The organism is Pseudomonas sp. GM48, assembly GCF_000282335.1.
In the GTDB taxonomy this organism is placed as follows: domain Bacteria; phylum Pseudomonadota; class Gammaproteobacteria; order Pseudomonadales; family Pseudomonadaceae; genus Aquipseudomonas.
On record NZ_AKJM01000012.1, the window covers coordinates 1 to 19,430 of the forward strand.

Below are 19,430 nucleotides of genomic sequence, written 5' to 3' on the forward strand. Positions count from 1 at the left end.
AGCCCGCTCCCACAGGGTTTCAGGTGTTCACAAAAATTGTGTCCGACACAGAACCTTGTGGGAGCGGGCTTGCTCGCGAAGAACGATAACGCGGTGTGCCTGATTACTTCAGGGTCACAGTGCCTTTCATCATCGAGATGTGGCCCGGGAACGAGCAGAAGAAACCGTATTTTTCCGCCGCATCGAGCTTGGACACGTCGAAGGTCACCGAATCGGTTTCCTTGGCACCGATGATTTTGGTGTGAGCGATAACGCGCGCATCACCTTCTTTCAGGTAGTTCTTGTCGATGCCGGCGCTCAGGCCGTCGGTGGCGATCGGCTGCATGTCGGCTTCTTTGCTCAGCACCCAGTTATGGCCCATGACGTTCTTCGGCAAGCTGCCGGAGTGCTTGAGTTCCACGGTAAACGTCTTGCAGCTCTTGTCGATTTCAATGGCTTTCGTGTCAAAAGACATCTGGTCGGTGGAGTCAATGGTGGTCTTGCACTCGGCAGCCATCAGTTGGCTGCTGGCCAGTGTCAACAGGGATACCGCAACGAGTTTGGCAAACATGGTGAATCTCCAAGGCAGGGTTAACGAAATCGCGAATGGACAGAAGACTGCCTGAAAACTTCGCAAGTTCATATGACTTGAATCAAAAATTGTATACAACTTTTGGGCTATGACACCGATGGAAATAATCTACCGGCCAAGCGTCTGGTCCGGCCCTATCATCAGACCGTCCCCTTCAAATGGAGCGTCTGTCATGTCGATCAACAGCTTATTGTGCAGTTTGCTCGCCGCCTACGCCTGCGGCGCCAGCGGAACATACGAAACGTCAAAACAAGAAGTCTAGCCCTTGGAGTGCCGGGCGCCTGCCTTTACTCTGTGGCCGTGATCGACCATGGAGCAAGGCATGTCTTTAGCATCTGTTTGTGTATTTTGTGGTGCCAGCACCGGCACCAACCCGGCTTACCGCGAAGCCGCCGTGGCCCTTGGCCGGGCGTTGGCCGAGCGCAAGCTGACCCTGGTGTATGGCGGTGGCGCCGTGGGCCTGATGGGAATCGTCGCCGATGCGGCCCTGGCCGCCGGCGGTGAAGTAATCGGCATCATCCCGCAAAGCCTCAAGGACAAGGAAATCGGCCACAGCGGCCTGACTCGCCTGGAAGTCGTCGATGGCATGCATGCGCGCAAGGCGCGGATGGCCGAGCTCAGCGATGCCTTTATCGCGCTGCCCGGTGGCCTTGGCACCCTGGAAGAACTGTTCGAAGTCTGGACCTGGGGCCAACTCGGCTACCACGGCAAACCGCTGGGTTTGCTGGAAGTGAACGGTTTCTACAGCAAATTGACGTCTTTTCTCGATCACATCGTCGGCGAAGGCTTCGTTCGCGGGCAGCACCGTGACATGCTGCAAGTGAGCGAATCAGCACAAACCCTGCTCGATGCACTGGATGCCTGGCAACCGTCCGTAGCGCCAAAATGGGCCGAGCAAAAACCCAGCTAACGGCTCGGCACCGATACAGGGCAGAATATGCGCCGCTCAACCTCACCTTCGACCCCAGAGGATCGCCCATGGCTAAACCTAATTATTCCTTCGCCAAACGTCAGAGAGACTTGGCCAAGGAGCAGAAGAAAGAGGAAAAACTTCAGCGCAAGAAAGCTACAGCTGAAGAAGCGGCACTGAACCCTGAGGGTGAAGTGGCGGCGGAAGATGATGTTGATGCACCGAAAGACTCGGCGCCCGACGCCTGAGAACCTCCGGGCCGGTTGATCTGATCAGGCCTGCCGGATCTGTGTCCAGGGTTGGCAGCTTTGCTGCCGACCCTCACAGACCAATCTGATATAGCCTACCTGAAATGACTCCGCCCCCCTGTAGGAGCGAGCTTGCTCGCGAAAAATTCGAAGACAGCGCATTTTTCCAGACAGTACGCGTCATCGTTCACGTCCATCGCGAGCAAGCTCGCTCCTACAGTGGCATCACGGTGACGCGCACTTCCGGGTCGTGATTCCCTCCTCCCAGAATCACCCCCCGCAACGGCGATACATCGGAAAAATCCCGGCCCCAGGCCAGGGTGATGTGCTCCAGCGCCGGTTGCACATTGTTGGTCGGATCGAAATCCACCCACCCCAGCACCGGGCAAAACACCGAGACCCAGGCATGGGACGCATCGGCACCGATCAATCGCGGCTGACCCGGTGGTGGCCGGGTCAGCAAATAGCCGCTGATGTACCGCGCCGCCAACCCTCTGGAACGCACGCAAGCGAGCATCAGGTGAGCAAAGTCCTGGCAGACCCCGCGCCGGCGCTCCAGCACCTCCACCAGCGGCGTCGCCACCTGGGTCGCTTCGGCGTCGAAGGTGAACTCGCTGAAGATTTTCTCCATCAGTGCCTGCACACCGAGCAACAGCGGTCGACCCGCCGGGAAGCAGCTCTCGGAAAACTCGACGAAGTTTCTCTTCAAATGCACATACGGCGATTCAAACCGGTATCGGCAGGCTTCGAGCAATTCGGGTGACAGCGGTTGGCTGCTGTAGGTCAGCGCGCTTCGTGTGTCTTCCCACGCAGGAGACCGATTGAAGTCCAGCGCAGGCCGGGGCAACACTTCGATCGTGAGGCTGGCGTTGACCAGCAATTCCTCGTGGGGACGCTCGAATGCCAGCCGGGTCAGCGGGTTGCCGAACACATCCAGCTCGTCGCGACGCGAGGTCGGCTGCGGACTGATCTGCAATTGCCGGTCGGTGCAGCGTTGCCAGGCGCAAGGCCGCGGCCACAAATGCGCCAGTTGCTGGGCCAGGGACACCGGGCTGTCGTAGTGATAATGGGTATCGTGGAAAATCTGGTATTGAGCACTCATCAGACGGACACCGTGCGCTGGCTGACATCGTCGACATGGGCGAAATGCCGCAGCGCCAGGCGATCGGAGACTTGCCCGCTGGCGTCGGCGATCTCCTGCAACAGTGCGGCCAGCCCTTCGATGGCGGCGCGAACACTCACGTCGCCGAACAGCGGGTTTTCCAGGCAACCCAGATCGAATCGCGCCAGACGCTCGACCAATTGCGGCAGCACTGCTTCACGCGGCACGCCAAAATCATCGTTGAGGCGTTTGAGGGTGCCGGTCACCAGTTTCAACTGGAACAACACGGCGTGAGGGTTCTGCTCGTCGAGCAACAGCAGGTCGAGCACCGGGATCAGCTGTGCCACCGCCAGGTATCGAGAACGGTAGGTGATGCTGCTGTTGCCCAGTTCCAGCAACCATTCCAGTCCGGCCTGATCGAAGGCCCCGGCGCCCCGCAGGAACGCCGCCAGGCTGCCGCTGAGAAATTGCAGACGCTCGATCCGCCGGCCAATCATCAGGAAACGCCAGCCTTCGTCCCGGGTCATGTCGTCCAGGGCGAAGCCGGATAACGCCGCAAGGGACATCACCAGACGGTTGAGAAAATCCAGCAACTCGCCAAAATCCGGCTCTTCGGTTTCCAGCTCCATGGCTTCGCGCTGCAACTCCACCAGCGCCTGCCAGTTTTCCCGCGAGAGCTTGCCGCGCACCTGCGAAGCGGCCCACTGCAAGCGCTGCAGGTTGGAGCGCAGGCTGAACGGCCAGTCGTCGCCGAGCAGCGCCGCCAACAGGCGTTCAGGCAATTCACCCTCATCGGGCAGCAGCATCAGCCGCTCGCCGAGATCGACGGCGGCCTGCAAGGCTTGCGGGTCGTCGCCGTCGACATAGCGTGCGAGCATGATGCGCAGCAAACGGGCACTGTCATCACAACGTTCGCAGTAACGGCCAAACCAGAACAGGTTTTCCACCACCCGCGATGGCAGGTACGGATCGCGCCGCACCAGGTCATGCACGCCGATGTTGCGCTGGGCTTTCCATTGTTCGCCGCTGGGCGCTCGATCGCCCAGCACCCAGGTGTCCTTGCTGGCGCCGCCGCGTTGCATCGACACCACTTCGGCATCGGCTTGCGCGGCGACCCGGGTCAAGCCGCCGGGCAGTACCCGATAGCCCTCGCGGCTGGCCACCGCGTACATGCGCATGCCAATGGCCCGGGGTTGCAGTTGACCGTCTTCGGCTTGCCAGATCGGTGCCTGGGACAATTGCGCAAGTTCTTGCGCCACATAAGCATAGGGCCGCGCCTGCATGCGCTCGGCGAGCTCCTGGCGCTGTTTTTCACCCAAATCACGACCAAATACCGGTGCAAAGCTCTGGGACGGAAACGCCGGTTTGATCAGCAGCTCAGGGAGCTTTTCCAGGGCCTGGGCCAACACCGGCGCTTCACCGCACCACCAGGTGGCGATGGACGGCAGGATCAGCTCTTCGCCGAACAGGAATTGATTGATCTTCGGTAGAAAACCCAGCAAGCCTGGCGACTCCAGCACACCGCTGCCCAGAGCGTTGGCCACCAGCACCCGCCCCTGCCGCACGGCTTCCAGCAGACCCGGCACACCGAGGGCCGAATCGGTGCGCAACTCCAGCGGGTCGCAGAAATCGTCATCGAGCCGACGCATTATCGCGTGCACCCGACGCAGACCACTCAGGGTCTTCAGGTAGACCGTGGCGTCGCGCACTGTCAGGTCGCCGCCCTCTACCAACGGATAACCGAGCTGACGCGCCAGGTACAAATGTTCGAAATAGCTTTCGTTGAAACGCCCCGGCGTCAGCAGCACCACCAAAGGCGCATCGCCGTCACTCGGGGCCTGACGGGCCAGGGTTTCCTGCAAGGTGCGGAAGAACCCGGCCAGGTGTTGCACTTTCAAATCGCGGTACAGCTCGGGAAAGGCCCGGGACACAATGGTGCGGTTTTCCAGCGCATACCCGGCACCCGACGGCGCCTGGGTACGGTCCGCCGTGACCCACCAGCGGCCATCGGGCGTGCGCGCCAGATCCACGGCATACAAATGCAGGAAGGCCCCGTCAGGCGGGCTGATCCCCTGACAGGGCCAAAGGAAATTGTTGTGACCGAACACCAGCTCGGCGGGCAGCAGACCTTCGGCAATCAGCCGCTGCGGACCGTAAAGGTCAGCCAGCACGGCATTGAGCAAGCGTGCCCGCTGAGCGATTCCGGCCGACAATTGCTCCCACTCATCAGCCGCGATCACATGGGGTAGCAGGTCCAGCTCCCATGGCCGGTCAGCGCCCTTGGGGTCGGCATAGACGTTATAGGTAACGCCGTTTTCCTGGATTTGCCGGGTCAGCAGGGCCTGGCGCTGCACCAGTTGCGCCGGCGTGCTGCGTTGCAACTGCTCGAACAGTCGGCGCCAGTGCGGGCGCACGGCGCCACTGTCGTCGAGCAGTTCGTGATAGGTGCCCGCCGTGAGCGGGTAGCGGTCTAGCAGGTCAGGCATGGAAAGCTCGGCAGACAGCAATGAACGGTCAGACTAACGCAGGCTCGTGACACCCGGATATACGAAAAATCCGAGCGTCGCGTACGGTTTAGAAACGTCGCAAATCGAGTGTCATCGGCAGCTCGTCGTTAATTTCCAGATTGGGTATGGGAAGTTTCCCCGGCGTGTGTCCGATGCGGAAGAAACGCGCCATCCGCCGACTCTCGGCCTCGTTGGCATTGACCGGCAAGCTGTCGTAATTGCGTCCGCCCGGATGGGCGACGTGATATTGGCAGCCGCCCAGCGAGCGCTGCATCCAGGTATCGAGCAGGTCGAACACCAGGGGCGCGTGGACCGGGATGGTCGGTTGCAGGCAGTTAGCCGGTTGCCAGGCACGAAATCTCACGCCGGCGACGAATTCACCTACACGCCCGGTGGGCTGCAATGGCACCGGAATGCCATTGCAGGTCAGCAGATAACGCTGGGGCGGCAAGCCGCTGAGCTTGACCTGCAAACGCTCCAGCGACGAATCCACGTAACGCACCGTGCCGCCCATGGCGCCCTCTTCGCCCAGCACGTGCCAAGGCTCGAGCGCCTGGCGCAGTTCCAGCGCAATACCACTGACGGCGTAGTCGCCAACCTTGGGAAAACGGAACTCCAGATGTGCGGCGAACCACTCGGCCCGCACCGCATAACCAGCGGCGTTGAGGTCGACGATGACATCGGCAAAGTCTTGCTCGATGAAGTGCGGCAACAGGAAGCGATCGTGCAACTCCGTACCCCAGCGCGCCAGCTTCGGCGGTGCATAGGGTTCGCGCCAGAATCGCGCGACCAGTGCCCGCAGCAACAATTGTTGCGCCAGGCTCATGCGGGCATGGGGCGGCATCTCGAACGCACGCAGCTCCAGCAATCCGAGGCGCCCGGTGGCACCGTCCGGCGAATAGAGTTTGTCGATGCAGAATTCGGCGCGGTGGGTGTTGCCGGTCACATCGATCAGCAGATTGCGCAACAGTCGATCCACCAGCCATGGCGGGCATGCCTCACCCGGTTCCGGCATCTGCGCAAAAGCGATCTCCAGTTCGTACAAGGCATCGTTGCGCGCTTCATCGACGCGGGGCGCCTGGGACGTCGGGCCGATGAACAATCCGGAAAACAGGTAGGACAAGGACGGGTGGTTATGCCAGTAGCTGATCAGGCTGCGCAGCAGATCCGGACGACGCAGAAACGGCGAGTCGCCCGGAGTCGCGCCACCCAGCACGAAATGGTTGCCGCCGCCCGTGCCGGTGTGCCGGCCGTCGATCATGAATTTCTCGGTGGTCAGGCGGGTCTGGCGCGCTTCTTCGTAGAGAAACTCGGTGCGCTCGACCAATTCATCCCACGTTGCGGACGGCTGCACGTTGACCTCGATCACCCCCGGATCCGGGGTGATGCGGAAATTGCTCAGGCGCGGGTCGCTCGGCGGCTCGTAGCCCTCCAGCAATACCGGGCACAGCAGTTCTTCAGCGGTGGCCTCGATGGCGGCGACCAGTTCGAGGTAATCCTCAACCCGCTCCAGCGGTGGCATGAACAGGTACAACCGGCCTTCCCGGGCTTCGGCGCAGAATGCGGTACGGGTCAGCCAATCGGCGGATTCGTCGATGTCTGGCACGCGCTCATCAGTGACGGCAGCCGCACTTTGGTTCTGCAGTTGCCCTGTGTCGGACAGCGGCGGAAAGTCCTGATTCGGGTCTTGCGGATAAATGAACGGATACTCCGCCGCTTTTACCCACGGTTGCGAACCAAGTGGCAAGCGATAGCCCAGCGGCGAGTCTCCTGGCACCAGGCGACAATGTTCATCGCGCAGATACCAGCGGCCGCTCTGCCACTGATCGCCCTTGGCGGTACGCGCCAGCGGCAGGACCTGGCCAATCACCTTGTCCAAACCCTGACTGAAGACTTTACGCAGACGCGCACGCTCCAGCGGTTCTTCCAGGCGTGAGTCTTCGGCACTGACGTTCTGCGGCAACATCCCTTCGCGCCAGAGGTAATAAAAGTTGTCTTCGTAGGCCGGAAACACAAAGCGTGTCGGAATCTTCAGGCGTTCGGCGACACTGGCCAGGAAACGCCCGGCCAGTTCGCCAGTGGCGCCGTAGTCCTCTTGCTCGTCGGCGATCAGCGCGCTGTTGTGCCAGATCGGCACGCCGTCACGGCGCCAGTAGCAATTGAGCGACCAGCGCGGCAGTTGCTCGCCGGGATACCACTTGCCCTGACCAAAATGCACCAGGCCCTTGGGCGCGTAGTGTTTACGCATGCGCTGGAACAACTCGGCGGACAAGCGTCGTTTATCCGGCCCCAGTGCGGCGGTGTTCCACTCGGCACCGTCCGGGTCATCGATGGACACGAAAGTCGGCTCGCCGCCCATGGTCAGGCGCACATCGCCTTCCAGCAGGTCGGCATCGATCTGCCGCCCCAGGGCCTGAATCGCCAGCCACTGGTCGTCGGTGTAGGGCTTGGTGACCCGTGGCGCCTCCCAAATCCGCTCCACGGACATTTCGTGGCTGAATTCGCACTCGCACGGCTCCACCAGGCCACTGATCGGTGCCGCAGAGGACGGGTCAGGACTACAGGCCAACGGAATATGCCCTTCACCGGCAAACAACCCGGATGTCGCGTCCAGGCCAATCCAGCCGGCGCCGGGCAGGTACACCTCGCACCAGGCGTGCAGGTCGGTGAAATCCACCTCGGTACCGGAAGGACCGTCGAGACTTTTGACGTCGGCGGTCAGCTGGATCAGGTAGCCCGACACGAAACGCGCCGCCAGCCCCAGATTGCGCAGCAGTTGCACCAGTAACCAGGCGGAATCGCGGCACGAACCCGAGGCCTGTTCGAGGGTGTGTTCAGGTGTTTGTACGCCGGGTTCCATGCGGATCAGGTAGTCGATGTCTTCGCTCAGACGCTGGTTGAGCGCGACGAGAAAATCCACGGCAGGCAACGGTGTGCGGTCGATGCCGTCCAGATAGGCCTTGAACTTCGGCGTCAGCGGCAACGTTTCCAGGTACGGCGCCAGCTCCTTGCGTTCATCCGTGGCATAGGCGAAGGGAATTTTTTCCGCGTAGGGCTCAAGGAAAAAGTCGAACGGATTGAAGATCGCCATTTCTGCCAGCAGGTCGACTTCAATGCGCAATTCATCGGTTTTCTCCGGGAACACCAGGCGCGCCAGGTAATTGCCCTGAGGGTCCTGCTGCCAGTTGATGAAGTGCTGTTCGGGGGAGATTTTCAGCGCATAGGACAGAATCCGCGTGCGGCTGTGAGCGGCGGGACGCAGGCGAACGATCTGCGGGCCGAGCTCGACAGCGCGGTCATAGCGGTAATGCGTGACATGGTGCAATGCGACATGAATCGACACGGCGTGCCTCCTGCGAGCCTTGAGCGTATTGGAAAGCGCGCAAGACTTATGCCATCCAGCAGCGCTGGCGCTTTCTTCGATTACTGAAGGCAGTACAGCACCAAAATCGGGCGATGCAGGAAAATGATTGAAGGCGATTGCACGTATATGTGGCAGCCAGCTACGAAGTCGTCGCCTGAGTCGGCCCCTTCGCGAGCAAGCCCGCTCCCACAGTGTCCGAGTCGAATACAAATTTTGCGAACGCTTCTAAACCTGTGGGAGCGGGCTTGCTCGCGAAGAGGCCAGCAGCCCTCGCATACTTTTCAAGCCCGGAATGCAAAACGCCAACCCGAAGGTTGGCGTTCTGTTCAGCGGAGGCGAGGCTTAGCGCGGCACGACCGGCTTGCGAGCCGGCTTCGGCCCCTTGCCCTTGGCCGCTTCCTTGCGCTCCTTGGCCGCCTGCTGATTGCGGGCAAACGCCGCAGCCTTGGCCTGTTCGCGCTTGTCCCACGGGTTGCCGCCATCGCTGGCACGTGGTGGCAGGCCCGTGTGCTGGGTGAGGATCTTGGTGGTCTTTTCCTTCGCTACTTTATGGCTGCCGGCCGGCGTCGAATTCTTGCGACGGGCACTCTGGTAGCTGTCGGTCGACGGCTGGTGCAAAGGAATCAACTGGTTCTTGCCCGGCCCGATCAGGTCGGCGCGGCCCATGCGGGTCAGTGCTTCACGCAGCATCGGCCAGCCTTTCGGGTCGTGATAACGCAAGAACGCCTTGTGCAGACGGCGCTGCTCTTCGCTCTTGACGATGGTCACCGCGTCACTCTTGTAGGTGACCTTGCGCAGCGGGTTCTTGCCCGAGTGGTACATCGCGGTGGCGGTGGCCATCGGCGACGGGTAGAACGCCTGCACTTGGTCGGCACGGAAACCGTTGCCCTTGAGCCACAGCGCCAGGTTCATCATGTCTTCATCGGTGGTGCCCGGGTGGGCGGCGATGAAGTACGGGATCAGGTACTGCTCTTTACCGGCTTCCTTGGAGTACTTCTCGAACATGCGCTTGAACTTGTCATAGCTGCCGATGCCCGGTTTCATCATCTGGTTGAGCGGACCTTCCTCGGTGTGTTCCGGGGCGATCTTCAGGTAACCACCGACGTGGTGGGTCACCAGCTCCTTGACGTACTCCGGCGATTCGACCGCGAGGTCATAGCGCAGGCCGGAAGCGATCAGGATCTTCTTCACACCCGGCAATTCACGGGCACTGCGGTACAGCTGGATCAGCGCCGAGTGGTCGGTGTTCAGGTTCGGGCAGATGCCAGGGAACACGCACGATGGCTTGCGGCACGCGGATTCGATTTCGGGGCTCTTGCACGCAATGCGGTACATGTTCGCGGTCGGGCCGCCAAGGTCGGAGATCACGCCGGTAAAGCCCGGCACCTTGTCGCGAATTTCTTCGATTTCGCGAATGATCGACTCGTGGGAACGGTTCTGGATGATCCGGCCTTCGTGCTCGGTGATCGAGCAGAAGGTGCAGCCGCCGAAGCAGCCACGCATGATGTTCACTGAGAAGCGGATCATGTCATAGGCCGGGATCTTCTCCTTGCCGTACGCCGGGTGCGGAATGCGCGCATAAGGCATGCCGAACACGTAGTCCATTTCTTCGGTGGTCATCGGAATCGGTGGCGGGTTGAACCAGACGTCGACTTCGCCATGCTTCTGTACCAAGGCGCGGGCGTTGCCCGGGTTGGTTTCCAGGTGCAGCACGCGGTTGGCGTGAGCGTAGAGCACCGCGTCATTGCGGACCTTTTCCACCGACGGCAAACGGATCACGGTCTTGTCGCGGGTCATGCGCGGGCTCGCCAGGATCTGCACGACCTTGGCTTCCTGCGGATCCTCGACCGGGCCCTTCTCCTGCTCGATTGCGCAGGCCTGGGTGTCCTGGGTGTTGACGTACGGGTTGATGATCTTGTCGATCTTGCCCGGGCGGTCGATGCGCGTGGAGTCGACTTCGTACCAGCCTTGCGGGGTATCACGACGAATGAACGCGGTACCGCGCACGTCGGTGATGTCTTCGATCTTGTGACCGTAGGACAGGCGCTGGGCCACTTCAACGATGGCCCGTTCGGCGTTGCCGTAAAGCAGGATGTCGGCGCTGGCATCGATCAGGATCGAGTTGCGCACACGGTCCTGCCAGTAGTCGTAGTGGGCGATGCGGCGCAGGGACGCTTCGATGCCGCCGAGCACGATTGGCACGTGCTTGTAGGCTTCCTTGCAGCGCTGGCTGTAAACCAGGCTGGCGCGGTCCGGACGCTTGCCGGCCAGGCCACCCGGCGTGTACGCGTCGTCGGAACGGATTTTCTTGTCGGCGGTGTAGCGGTTGATCATCGAGTCCATGTTGCCGGCCGCGACACCGAAGAACAGGTTCGGCTCGCCGAGCTTCATGAAGTCGTCTTTGGACTGCCAGTTCGGCTGGGCAATGATCCCGACGCGGAAGCCCTGGGACTCCAGCAGCCGGCCGATGATCGCCATGCCGAACGACGGGTGATCGACGTAGGCATCACCGGTGACGATGATGATGTCGCAGGAATCCCAGCCGAGCTGATCCATCTCCTCCCTGCTCATGGGCAGGAACGGCGCTGGCCCGAAACATTCGGCCCAGTACTTGGGATAGTCAAATAACGGCTTGGCTGCTTGCATGTCGATAACCGGTGTTGGCTTTCATTGAATTTCGCGGGCGCGGAATATAGCACAAATTTTGACCAATTCCGACGACTGTGGTCGGAAATTGGTGGGCGCTTTAGCACACACAACCTATGTGGCGAGGGAGCTTGCTCCCGCTCGACTGCGCAGCAGTCGCAAAACCAGCAATTGCGGTGTGCCTGAATCAGTACCATCGCAGGTATTGGGGCTGCTGCGCAGCCCAGCGGGAGCAAGCTCCCTCGCCACAAAAACCTCTATAACGACTTATTCGTCGTCATCGAAGTTATAGCTACCCGGCGCCAGGTTCTCGAATCGGGTGTACTTACCGATGAACGCCAGACGGATAAAGCCGATCGGACCGTTCCGCTGCTTGCCGATAATGATCTCGGCGATGCCCTTGTGCTCGGTTTCCGGGTGATACACCTCGTCGCGATAAACGAACATGATCACGTCGGCGTCCTGCTCGATCGCTCCGGATTCCCGCAAGTCGGAGTTCACCGGGCGCTTGTTCGGCCGTTGTTCCAGGGAACGGTTGAGCTGCGAGAGCGCCACCACCGGGCAGTTGAATTCCTTGGCCAGGGCTTTCAGGGATCGGGAGATCTCGGAAATCTCGTTGGTCCGGTTATCACCGCTGGAACCCGGAATCTGCATCAATTGCAGGTAGTCGATCATGATCAGGCCGACATCGCCGTGTTCACGCACCAGGCGGCGGGTCCGGGCGCGCATTTCCGACGGGCTGATGCCGGCGGTATCGTCGATGAACAACTTGCGGTCGTTGAGCAGGTTGACCGCCGAAGTCAGGCGCGGCCAGTCGTCGTCTTCCAACTGACCGGAACGCACCTTGGTCTGGTCGATGCGACCAAGGGAAGACAGCATACGCATGATCAGCGATTCGCCTGGCATCTCGAGGGAGTAAACCAGGACGGCCTTCTCGCTACGCAGCACGGCGTTTTCCACCAGGTTCATCGCAAAGGTGGTTTTACCCATGGACGGACGGCCGGCGACGATGATCAGGTCGGCCGGTTGCAGGCCGCTGGTCTTCTCGTCGAGGTCGGTATAGCCGGTGGACAGGCCGGTGATGGCGTTGTCGGTGTTGAACAGGGTGTCGATGCGGTCGATGGCTTTGGTCAGCAGGTCGTTGACGCCCACCGGGCCACCGGTTTTCGGTCGGGCCTCGGCAATCTGGAAGATCTGCCGCTCGGCCTCATCGAGAATTTCGGCGGCGGTGCGACCTTCCGGGTTGAAGGCGCTGTCGGCGATTTCGGTGCTGATGCCGATCAATTGACGCAATGTCGCCCGTTCGCGAACTATCTGGGCATAGGCCTTGATGTTAGCGACAGATGGCGTGTTTTTCGCCAGCTCGCCGAGATAGCCGAGGCCGCCGACCTGTGAAGTCTGACCTTCCTTGTCCAGTTGTTCGGACAGGGTCACGACGTCGATCGGCATGTTCTGATCGGCCAGCTTGGCGATCGCACGGAAAATCAGACGGTGGTCATGTCGATAGAAATCGCCGTCGGAGACCTGATCGAGCACGCGTTCCCAGGCGTTGTTGTCCAGCATCAGACCACCGAGCACGGCCTGTTCGGCCTCGATGGAATGCGGCGGCACCTTCAGCGCGGCGGTTTGCAGGTCGTATTGCTCGGGAGCTGAGATTTCGTTCATGGCCACTTGGTTTTTTTTGGAAAGCAGGAATGTAAAAACTGGGATGCCAGAAAGACAAAGGGCACGACCTGTAAACAGGATCGTGCCCGATGTTACCGGCAAGCACCCGAGGGTGCCAACCGACAAGTGCTGCTTAAGCTGCTACCACGACAACGCGTACGGTGGCTTCAACTTCGGCGTGCAGATGCACGGCTACGTCGAATTCGCCTACGTTGCGGATGGTGCCGTTCGGCAGACGAACTTCGCTCTTCTGCACTTCAACGCCGGAGGCGGTCAGTGCGTCAGCGATGTCGTGAGTACCGATCGAACCGAACAGCTTGCCTTCGTCGCCAGCGGTGGCAGTGATGGTCACTTCCAGCTCGGCCAGTTGGGCAGCGCGGCTTTCAGCCGATGCTTTGCGATCTGCTGCAGCTTTTTCCAGCTCAGCGCGACGCTCTTCGAACGCAGCCAGGTTGGCTGGGGTCGCAGCGGTAGCTTTGCCGTAAGGCAGCAGGTAGTTACGACCGTAACCAGCCTTAACGTTCACTTTGTCACCCAGGTTGCCCAGGTTGGTGACTTTTTCCAGAAGGATCAGTTGCATGTGAAAATCCTCTTAACTTTTAACCTTCACCGTTCGCGTTATCGGCATCTTTCGGTGCCGAACGACCGCGAAAATCAATCAGGCTGTCGACGATGGCCAGGACCACCAGCAACGGATAGATCAGCTGCATGAACAGCAACAGCGTCACGTACAACCCCACCAGCCAGAACCTGGCCAGTCGCTTCTGCGCCACCAGCCCGTGAATCAGGGCCAGCCCGGCGAACACCAGCGGTACGCTGCACAACGGCGTCAACATGGCCATCTGTGGACCGATGTTCGGCCCAAGAAGCATGCACGCCAGCAGCAACATCGCCGGCAACAGCGGGAAGCGGATGGCGCGAAACTCGCGACCAAAACCGCCCGGGTTGTACAACAACGCCTGCCAGTAGCGCCCGACAAGCAGGCTCAGCAAGCTGACGATTTGCAACAACGCCGCAATCAGGCCGGTCAGGACCGGTGCAATCAGGGACGCGAAACGCGCTTGTTCGTCTACCGACATCTTCTGGTAGACATCACCGAGTAGCGACGGCATGACTTTGATCAAAGCCTGCGCCAGCATCTCGATCTGGGGAGCAAAAGCTGTCCCCAACACCACTGAAAACACCACTCCCATCGCTATGCTGACCAGCAGCACGCGGTTCCAGGACTCGCTTGCGCGCAAAACCAACGCAAGGCTCGCAGACCCCAGCAGCACCAGAAGTGCCCGTGGGTCGTCGGAGTACAGCCACCAGATCAACGCCGGCAGCAGTCCCAGAGCAAGAACGCCCAGGGCGTCCCTCAATCCGCGCCGCAGGAGCACAAGGCATCCGGCGGCAGCACCCAACCAATACAACAACGGCAATGCCGCGCATCCAGCCACTACCAGAGTGGCCTGCATACGGCCGCGCATGATGAACTCAGCTATGGCCCGCATGCATTCAATCCTTTGCTACGTGTCGACTGCCCGGTCTCAGCGGCCGTGGCTGTCGGTGTAGGCCAGCAGGGCCAGGAAGCGGGCGCGCTTGATAGCGGTGGCCAGCTGACGCTGATAACGAGCTTTGGTACCGGTGATGCGGCTTGGAACGATTTTGCCGGTCTCGGATACGTAGGCTTTCAGAGTGTTGAGATCTTTGTAATCGATCTCTTTCACGTCTTCAGCGGTGAAGCGGCAGAATTTACGACGACGGAAGAAACGTGCCATTTGATAGGCTCCTTAAAAGGTCCGTGGATTACTCGTCAGCGTTATCGCTGTTGTCGCTGTCATCACTGTCAACGCTTTCAGCGCCTTCGTGCTCAGGACGGTCGCGACGCTCACGGCGCTCACTGCGGTTTTCTTCAGCCTTGAGCATCTCGGACTGACCGGTAACGGCTTCGTCGCGACGGATGACCAGGTTACGGATCACTGCATCGTTGTAGCGGAAGTTGTCTTCCAGCTCGGCCAGGGCCTTGCCAGTGCACTCAACGTTCAGCATCACGTAGTGAGCCTTGTGAACATTGTTGATTGCGTAGGCCAGTTGACGACGGCCCCAATCTTCCAGACGGTGGATTTTGCCGCCGTCTTCTTCGATCAGCTTGGTGTAACGCTCAACCATGCCGCCGACTTGCTCGCTTTGATCCGGGTGGACCAAAAAGATGATTTCGTAATGACGCATGAATGCTCCTTACGGGTTGTAGCCTGCCGCTCAAAAGCGGTCAGACAAGGAGTGAATGACACTTATGGACTTGCGGACGCTAGACACGTTGGTGCCTGCCATCACAGCAAGGGGCGCAATTGTAGAGAAGGGGCGAAGGAGGCGCAAGGTAATTGGTGATTATTTGAACAACCCCCAATCTTTCCCTCACCACAAAACACTGTGGGAGCGGGCTTGCTCGCGAATGCGGTACGACATTCAACATCTTTGCTGAATGTTACTCCGCTTTCGCGAGCAAGCCCGCTCCCACAGGGACTGCAACTGGATCAGGATTTCTTGGCAGCAGCCTTGGCTTTGACACTGCGCTGGCGCTGCGCTTCGAACAGGCAAACGCCGGTCGCCACCGAAACGTTGAGACTGCTGACGCTACCGGCCATCGGCAGGTTCACCAGGTAGTCGCAATGCTCGCGGGTCAGGCGACGCATGCCCTTGCCTTCGGCGCCCATGATCAGGATGGTCGGGCCGGTGAGGTCCTGGTCATACAGACTGACCTCAGCCTCACCGGCCGTACCGACAACCCACAAGCCACGCTGCTGGAGCTTTTCCAGGGTGCGCGCCAGGTTGGTCACGGCAACCAGTGGAATCACTTCGGCGGCACCGCAGGCGATTTTCCGTACGACTGGCGTCAGGGTCGCAGACTTGTCCTTCGGCACAATCACGGCCAGTGCGCCCGCCGCATCGGCAGAACGCAAGCAGGCGCCGAGGTTGTGCGGATCGGTCACGCCGTCGAGCACCAGCAACAACGGCGCGCCGTCGGTGCGATCGAGCAGTTCGTCGAGCATTGCCTCGCCCCAGACCTGGCTCGGACTCACGTCCGCGACCACACCCTGGTGCACGCCTTCAACCCAGGCGTCCATTTCGCGGCGCTCGGCCTGGCCGACCTGGACCCGGTTTTCGTTGGCCAGCTCAATCAGCGTCTGGACCCGAGGATCATTGCGGCCTTCGGCCAGCCAGATCTGCTTCACACGTTTCGGGTGGTGACGCAACAACGCTTCTACAGCATGGACGCCGTAGATCTTTTCCAACTGACTCATGGCTTGGCCTTAGGTTTACGCGCCCCGCCACTCTTGGCTGGAGCCGAGCCCGCTTTTGGCGGGCCTTTACGATGTTTGCTCGGTTTGGCTGGCTTGCCGCCGACGGCCTTGTCAGGCGCCGACCGACTGGTCTTTCCCGCAGACGCCGCTTTACCGCCGTTTTTCGCACCGGCCAGCAACGCCTGTTTCATTTCACGACTTTTGCGCACTTCGGCGTTTTTCGCCGCCGCATCGCTCGGACGATAAGCCTCGACAGCCTTTTCCTTGGCAGGACGACGACCGGTTTTCGCCGGGGCCGGTTCTGCGACTGTTTTTGTAGAGAGGGCCGCAGGCGCTGCACTTTCGGTACCGCGTTTTTTACGGCCAATCGGCGCACTGATGGTTTTTTCGGCCATCTCGAAGTCGATCTTGCGTTCGTCGAGGTCGACGCGCATGACCCGCACTTCCACGGTGTCACCCAGGCGGAAGCTGCGACCGGTACGCTCACCGGCCAGGCGGTGGTGCACAGGATCGAAGTGGTAGTAATCGCCCGGCAGCGCGGTGACGTGCACCAGGCCTTCGACATAAATGTCTGTAAGCTCGACGAACAGACCAAAACCGGTCACGGCAGTGATCACACCCGGGAACGATTCGCCCACGCGGTCTTTCATGAACTCGCACTTGAGCCAGTTCACCACGTCGCGGGTCGCTTCGTCGGCACGGCGTTCGCTCATCGAGCACTGCTCGCCGAGCTGCTCCAGGGCCGCTTCGTCGTACGGATAGATGCGCGCCTTCGGAATGGTCATCGCACCGGCACGGCGAACGTGCGGGGTGTTCTGCTTCGAATGGATCACGCTGCGAATCGCCCGGTGCGTGAGCAAGTCCGGGTAGCGGCGGATCGGCGAGGTGAAGTGGGTATAGGCTTCATAATTCAGGCCGAAGTGGCCCTGGTTATCGGCGCTGTACACCGCCTGGCTCAACGAGCGCAGCATGACGGTCTGGATCAGGTGGAAATCCGGGCGATCCTTGATACCGGCCAGCAACGCCTGGTAATCCTTCGGCGACGGACCGTCCTTGCCTTTGTGCAAGGACAGGCCGAGCTCGCCGAGGAAGGCGCGCAGCTTTTCCAGACGCTCCGGTGGCGGACCATCGTGAACGCGGTACAGCGCAGGGATTTCGTGCTTTTTCAGGAACTCGGCGGTGGCCACGTTGGCCGCCAGCATGCATTCCTCGATCAGCTTGTGCGCGTCGTTACGCACAGTCGGACGGATTTCGGCGATCTTGCGCTCGGAACCGAAGATGATCCGGGTTTCCTGAGTTTCGAAATCGATCGCGCCACGCACGTGACGAGCGGCCAGCAACACCTTGTACAGCGAGTACAGCTGCTTGAGGTGCGGCACCACGTCGGTGTATTCGCCGCGCAGCTTGCGCGCTTCGGTGGCTTTCGGCGTTTCCAGCATCGCGCTGACCTTGTTGTAGGTCAGACGGGCATGGGAGTGGATCACCGCTTCGTAGAAGCAATAGTCGGTCATTTCACCGGATTTGGAGATGGTCATCTCGCAAACCATGGCCAGGCGATCGACTTGCGGGTTCAGCGAGCACAGGCCGTTGGACAGCTGCTCGGGCAGCATCGGGATCACGCGCTCGGGGAAGTACACCGAGTTGCCGCGAACCTGCGCTTCGGCATCCAGCGCCGAGCCGAGCTTCACGTAGCTGGATACGTCGGCAATCGCCACGTACAGCTTCCAGCCACCGGAGAACAGACGCAGCTTGCCCGGACGGGCTTCGCAGTAGACCGCATCGTCGAAGTCGCGAGCATCTTCGCCGTCGATGGTAACGAACGGCAGATGACGCAGGTCGATGCGCTTCTCTTTGTCTTTCTCTTCGACTTCCGGCTTGAGCTTGCCGGCTTCCTTGAGCACGGCGTCAGGCCAGACGTGAGGAATGTCATAGGTACGCAGGGCGACGTCGATTTCCATGCCCGGCGCCATGTAGTTGCCCACCACCTCGACCACGTCGCCTTGCGGCTGGAAGCGTGGCGTTGGCCAGTGAGTGATCTTCACTTCGACGAACTGACCGATCTGCGCGTTGGCGTTACGGCCTGGCGTTACCAGCACTTCCTGCTGGATCTTCGGATTGTCGGCAACGACAAAACCGATGCCGCCCTCTTCGAAGTAGCGACCAACGATGGTTTCGTGAGCGCGGGACACCACTTCGACGATCATGCCTTCGCGGCGACCGCGGCGATCCAGACCGGAAACACGCGCCAGGGCACGGTCACCGTCGAACACCAGACGCATCTGCGCCGGGCTCATGAACAGGTCGTCACTGCCATCGTCCGGCACCAGGAAGCCGAAGCCATCGCGGTGACCGCTGATGCGGCCCAGGATCAGGTCGAGCTTGTCCACCGGCGCATAAGTGCCGCGACGAGTGTAAATAAGCTGAGCATCGCGCTCCATGGCGCGCAGGCGACGACGCAGGGCTTCGATCTGGTCTTCCGTGGTCAGACCAAACTCTTCGACCAGCTGCTCGCGGTTAGCAGGCGAACCCCGATCAGCAAGGTGCTGAAGGATCAGTTCGCGGCTAGGAATAGGGTTTTCATATTTTTCCGCTTCACGAGCGGCCTCGGGATCGAGGGACTGCCAATCGGCCATTAGAGAGTTTTCACCTTGTCTATATGCGGGTTAGTTTGGCATAGGCGTAATGAAACGGGAAATTTCAGGCTAAGACGACCCATCTAAAGCCCTGTATCGACACTGCAAAGCTGTTTTGAAGACCGCTGGCGAAATTTTCCAGGTTTTTTTGATGTCGGGGGTTTACAGTTAAAAAGACGCTCCGTATAGTGCGCGCCATCGACGACGGACAACGTTGCCGATACTGCCCAGATGGTGAAATTGGTAGACACGCCAGCTTCAGGTGCTGGTGACCTTACGGTCGTGGAAGTTCGAGTCTTCTTCTGGGCACCAATTTCGAGCTTGAGATTAGATCAATTTCAAGGCTCACACAAAAACCCGCGAAAGCGGGTTTTTGCATTTTTGGCCCCTGGTTTATTAATTTTAAAATCAGGGGTTTACAGATCAAAACGCTCTCCGTATAGTGCGCCACATCAACAGCGGCAACGCTGAAGATGATTGCCCAGATGGTGAAATTGGTA

General features: G+C 60.3%; 15 protein-coding genes and 1 tRNA gene. 3 read left to right on the plus strand and 13 right to left on the minus strand.

Translation table 11 applies throughout. The features are described from left to right. Window positions 1-103 precede the first annotated feature (103 nt). Window positions 104-550 carry an azurin gene (azu, locus tag PMI28_RS26255; protein WP_007982021.1) on the minus strand — a complete coding sequence of 149 codons (447 nt, stop codon included), beginning with the start codon at window positions 548-550 and terminating at the stop codon, window positions 104-106. Window positions 551-893: 343 nt separating this feature from the next. On the opposite strand from azu, the gene PMI28_RS26250 reads away from it, so the two are divergent. Next, window positions 894-1,481: a TIGR00730 family Rossman fold protein gene (locus tag PMI28_RS26250; protein ID WP_007982025.1), complete on the plus strand. Its 588-nt coding sequence runs from the start codon at window positions 894-896 to the stop codon at window positions 1,479-1,481. A gap of 68 nt (window positions 1,482-1,549) precedes the next feature. Continuing rightward, window positions 1,550-1,729 (plus strand): hypothetical protein, encoded by a 180-nt coding sequence (locus PMI28_RS26245; protein ID WP_007973286.1) that lies wholly within the window; start codon window positions 1,550-1,552, stop codon window positions 1,727-1,729. Between the two features lie 214 nt (window positions 1,730-1,943). Here PMI28_RS26245 and PMI28_RS26240 read toward each other — a convergent pair whose 3' ends face one another. The 11 genes from PMI28_RS26240 to rnr form a co-directional block, all read right to left on the minus strand. Continuing rightward, complete coding sequence (locus PMI28_RS26240) at window positions 1,944-2,831, minus strand: transglutaminase family protein (RefSeq protein WP_007982028.1); 888 nt, start codon at window positions 2,829-2,831, stop codon at window positions 1,944-1,946. Continuing rightward, a complete protein-coding gene (locus PMI28_RS26235; RefSeq protein ID WP_007982031.1) occupies window positions 2,831-5,317 on the minus strand; it encodes a circularly permuted type 2 ATP-grasp protein in 2,487 nt (828 codons plus the stop codon). The genes PMI28_RS26240 and PMI28_RS26235 overlap by 1 nt, the downstream gene beginning before the upstream one ends. An 88-nt stretch (window positions 5,318-5,405) precedes the next feature. Next, complete coding sequence (locus PMI28_RS26230) at window positions 5,406-8,681, minus strand: transglutaminase family protein (RefSeq protein WP_007982033.1); 3,276 nt, start codon at window positions 8,679-8,681, stop codon at window positions 5,406-5,408. A gap of 363 nt (window positions 8,682-9,044) precedes the next feature. Beyond that, on the minus strand, window positions 9,045-11,348 hold the full coding sequence (locus tag PMI28_RS26225; RefSeq protein ID WP_007982036.1) for a YgiQ family radical SAM protein: 2,304 nt from the start codon (window positions 11,346-11,348) through the stop codon (window positions 9,045-9,047). A gap of 267 nt (window positions 11,349-11,615) precedes the next feature. Further along, window positions 11,616-13,013: a replicative DNA helicase gene (gene dnaB, locus PMI28_RS26220; RefSeq protein ID WP_007982038.1), complete on the minus strand. Its 1,398-nt coding sequence runs from the start codon at window positions 13,011-13,013 to the stop codon at window positions 11,616-11,618. Window positions 13,014-13,146: 133 nt separating this feature from the next. Beyond that, window positions 13,147-13,593, minus strand: a complete 447-nt coding sequence (gene rplI / locus PMI28_RS26215; RefSeq protein WP_007973276.1) for a 50S ribosomal protein L9 — start codon at window positions 13,591-13,593, stop codon at window positions 13,147-13,149. Between the two features lie 19 nt (window positions 13,594-13,612). Next, window positions 13,613-14,506, minus strand: coding sequence for a hypothetical protein (locus PMI28_RS26210; RefSeq protein ID WP_007982040.1), 894 nt, complete (start codon window positions 14,504-14,506; stop codon window positions 13,613-13,615). A 36-nt stretch (window positions 14,507-14,542) separates the two neighbouring features. After that, on the minus strand, window positions 14,543-14,773 hold the full coding sequence (rpsR, locus tag PMI28_RS26205) for a 30S ribosomal protein S18 (RefSeq protein ID WP_002551829.1): 231 nt from the start codon (window positions 14,771-14,773) through the stop codon (window positions 14,543-14,545). A 28-nt stretch (window positions 14,774-14,801) separates the two neighbouring features. Beyond that, entirely contained in the window at window positions 14,802-15,224 is a 423-nt protein-coding gene (rpsF, locus tag PMI28_RS26200) for a 30S ribosomal protein S6 (protein ID WP_007982042.1), read from the minus strand. Between the two features lie 305 nt (window positions 15,225-15,529). Then, the gene (rlmB, locus tag PMI28_RS26195) at window positions 15,530-16,297 is read right to left on the minus strand and encodes a 23S rRNA (guanosine(2251)-2'-O)-methyltransferase RlmB (RefSeq protein WP_007973273.1); all 768 of its coding nucleotides are present in this window, start codon (window positions 16,295-16,297) and stop codon (window positions 15,530-15,532) included. Then, the gene (gene rnr / locus PMI28_RS26190) at window positions 16,294-18,930 is read right to left on the minus strand and encodes a ribonuclease R (protein ID WP_007982045.1); all 2,637 of its coding nucleotides are present in this window, start codon (window positions 18,928-18,930) and stop codon (window positions 16,294-16,296) included. The genes rlmB and rnr overlap by 4 nt, the downstream gene beginning before the upstream one ends. 225 nt (window positions 18,931-19,155) lie before the next feature. On the opposite strand from rnr, the gene PMI28_RS26185 reads away from it, so the two are divergent. Next, window positions 19,156-19,242: transfer RNA gene (locus tag PMI28_RS26185), tRNA-Leu, on the plus strand. Here PMI28_RS26185 and PMI28_RS30920 read toward each other — a convergent pair. Then, window positions 19,205-19,430 (minus strand): hypothetical protein (locus PMI28_RS30920; protein WP_238540668.1); only part of this gene is annotated, 226 nt, incomplete at its 5' end. The two genes, PMI28_RS26185 and PMI28_RS30920, sit on opposite strands and share 38 nt — an antisense overlap.

Excerpts from the sequence above, each read along its gene's own strand:
- PMI28_RS26225 (WP_007982036.1), bottom strand. The coding sequence starts at position 11,348 with ATGCAAGCAGCCAAGCCGTTATTTGACTATCCCAAGTACTGGGCCGAA.
- PMI28_RS26210 (WP_007982040.1), bottom strand. The coding sequence starts at position 14,506 with ATGCGGGCCATAGCTGAGTTCATCATGCGCGGCCGTATGCAGGCCACT.
- PMI28_RS26250 (WP_007982025.1), top strand. The coding sequence starts at position 894 with ATGTCTTTAGCATCTGTTTGTGTATTTTGTGGTGCCAGCACCGGCACC.
- PMI28_RS26235 (WP_007982031.1), bottom strand. The coding sequence starts at position 5,317 with ATGCCTGACCTGCTAGACCGCTACCCGCTCACGGCGGGCACCTATCAC.
- rnr (WP_007982045.1), bottom strand. The coding sequence starts at position 18,930 with ATGGCCGATTGGCAGTCCCTCGATCCCGAGGCCGCTCGTGAAGCGGAA.
- rpsR (WP_002551829.1), bottom strand. The coding sequence starts at position 14,773 with ATGGCACGTTTCTTCCGTCGTCGTAAATTCTGCCGCTTCACCGCTGAA.
- rplI (WP_007973276.1), bottom strand. The coding sequence starts at position 13,593 with ATGCAACTGATCCTTCTGGAAAAAGTCACCAACCTGGGCAACCTGGGT.
- PMI28_RS26245 (WP_007973286.1), top strand. The coding sequence starts at position 1,550 with ATGGCTAAACCTAATTATTCCTTCGCCAAACGTCAGAGAGACTTGGCC.
- dnaB (WP_007982038.1), bottom strand. The coding sequence starts at position 13,013 with ATGAACGAAATCTCAGCTCCCGAGCAATACGACCTGCAAACCGCCGCG.
- rlmB (WP_007973273.1), bottom strand. The coding sequence starts at position 16,297 with ATGAGTCAGTTGGAAAAGATCTACGGCGTCCATGCTGTAGAAGCGTTG.
- azu (WP_007982021.1), bottom strand. The coding sequence starts at position 550 with ATGTTTGCCAAACTCGTTGCGGTATCCCTGTTGACACTGGCCAGCAGC.
- PMI28_RS26240 (WP_007982028.1), bottom strand. The coding sequence starts at position 2,831 with ATGAGTGCTCAATACCAGATTTTCCACGATACCCATTATCACTACGAC.
- rpsF (WP_007982042.1), bottom strand. The coding sequence starts at position 15,224 with ATGCGTCATTACGAAATCATCTTTTTGGTCCACCCGGATCAAAGCGAG.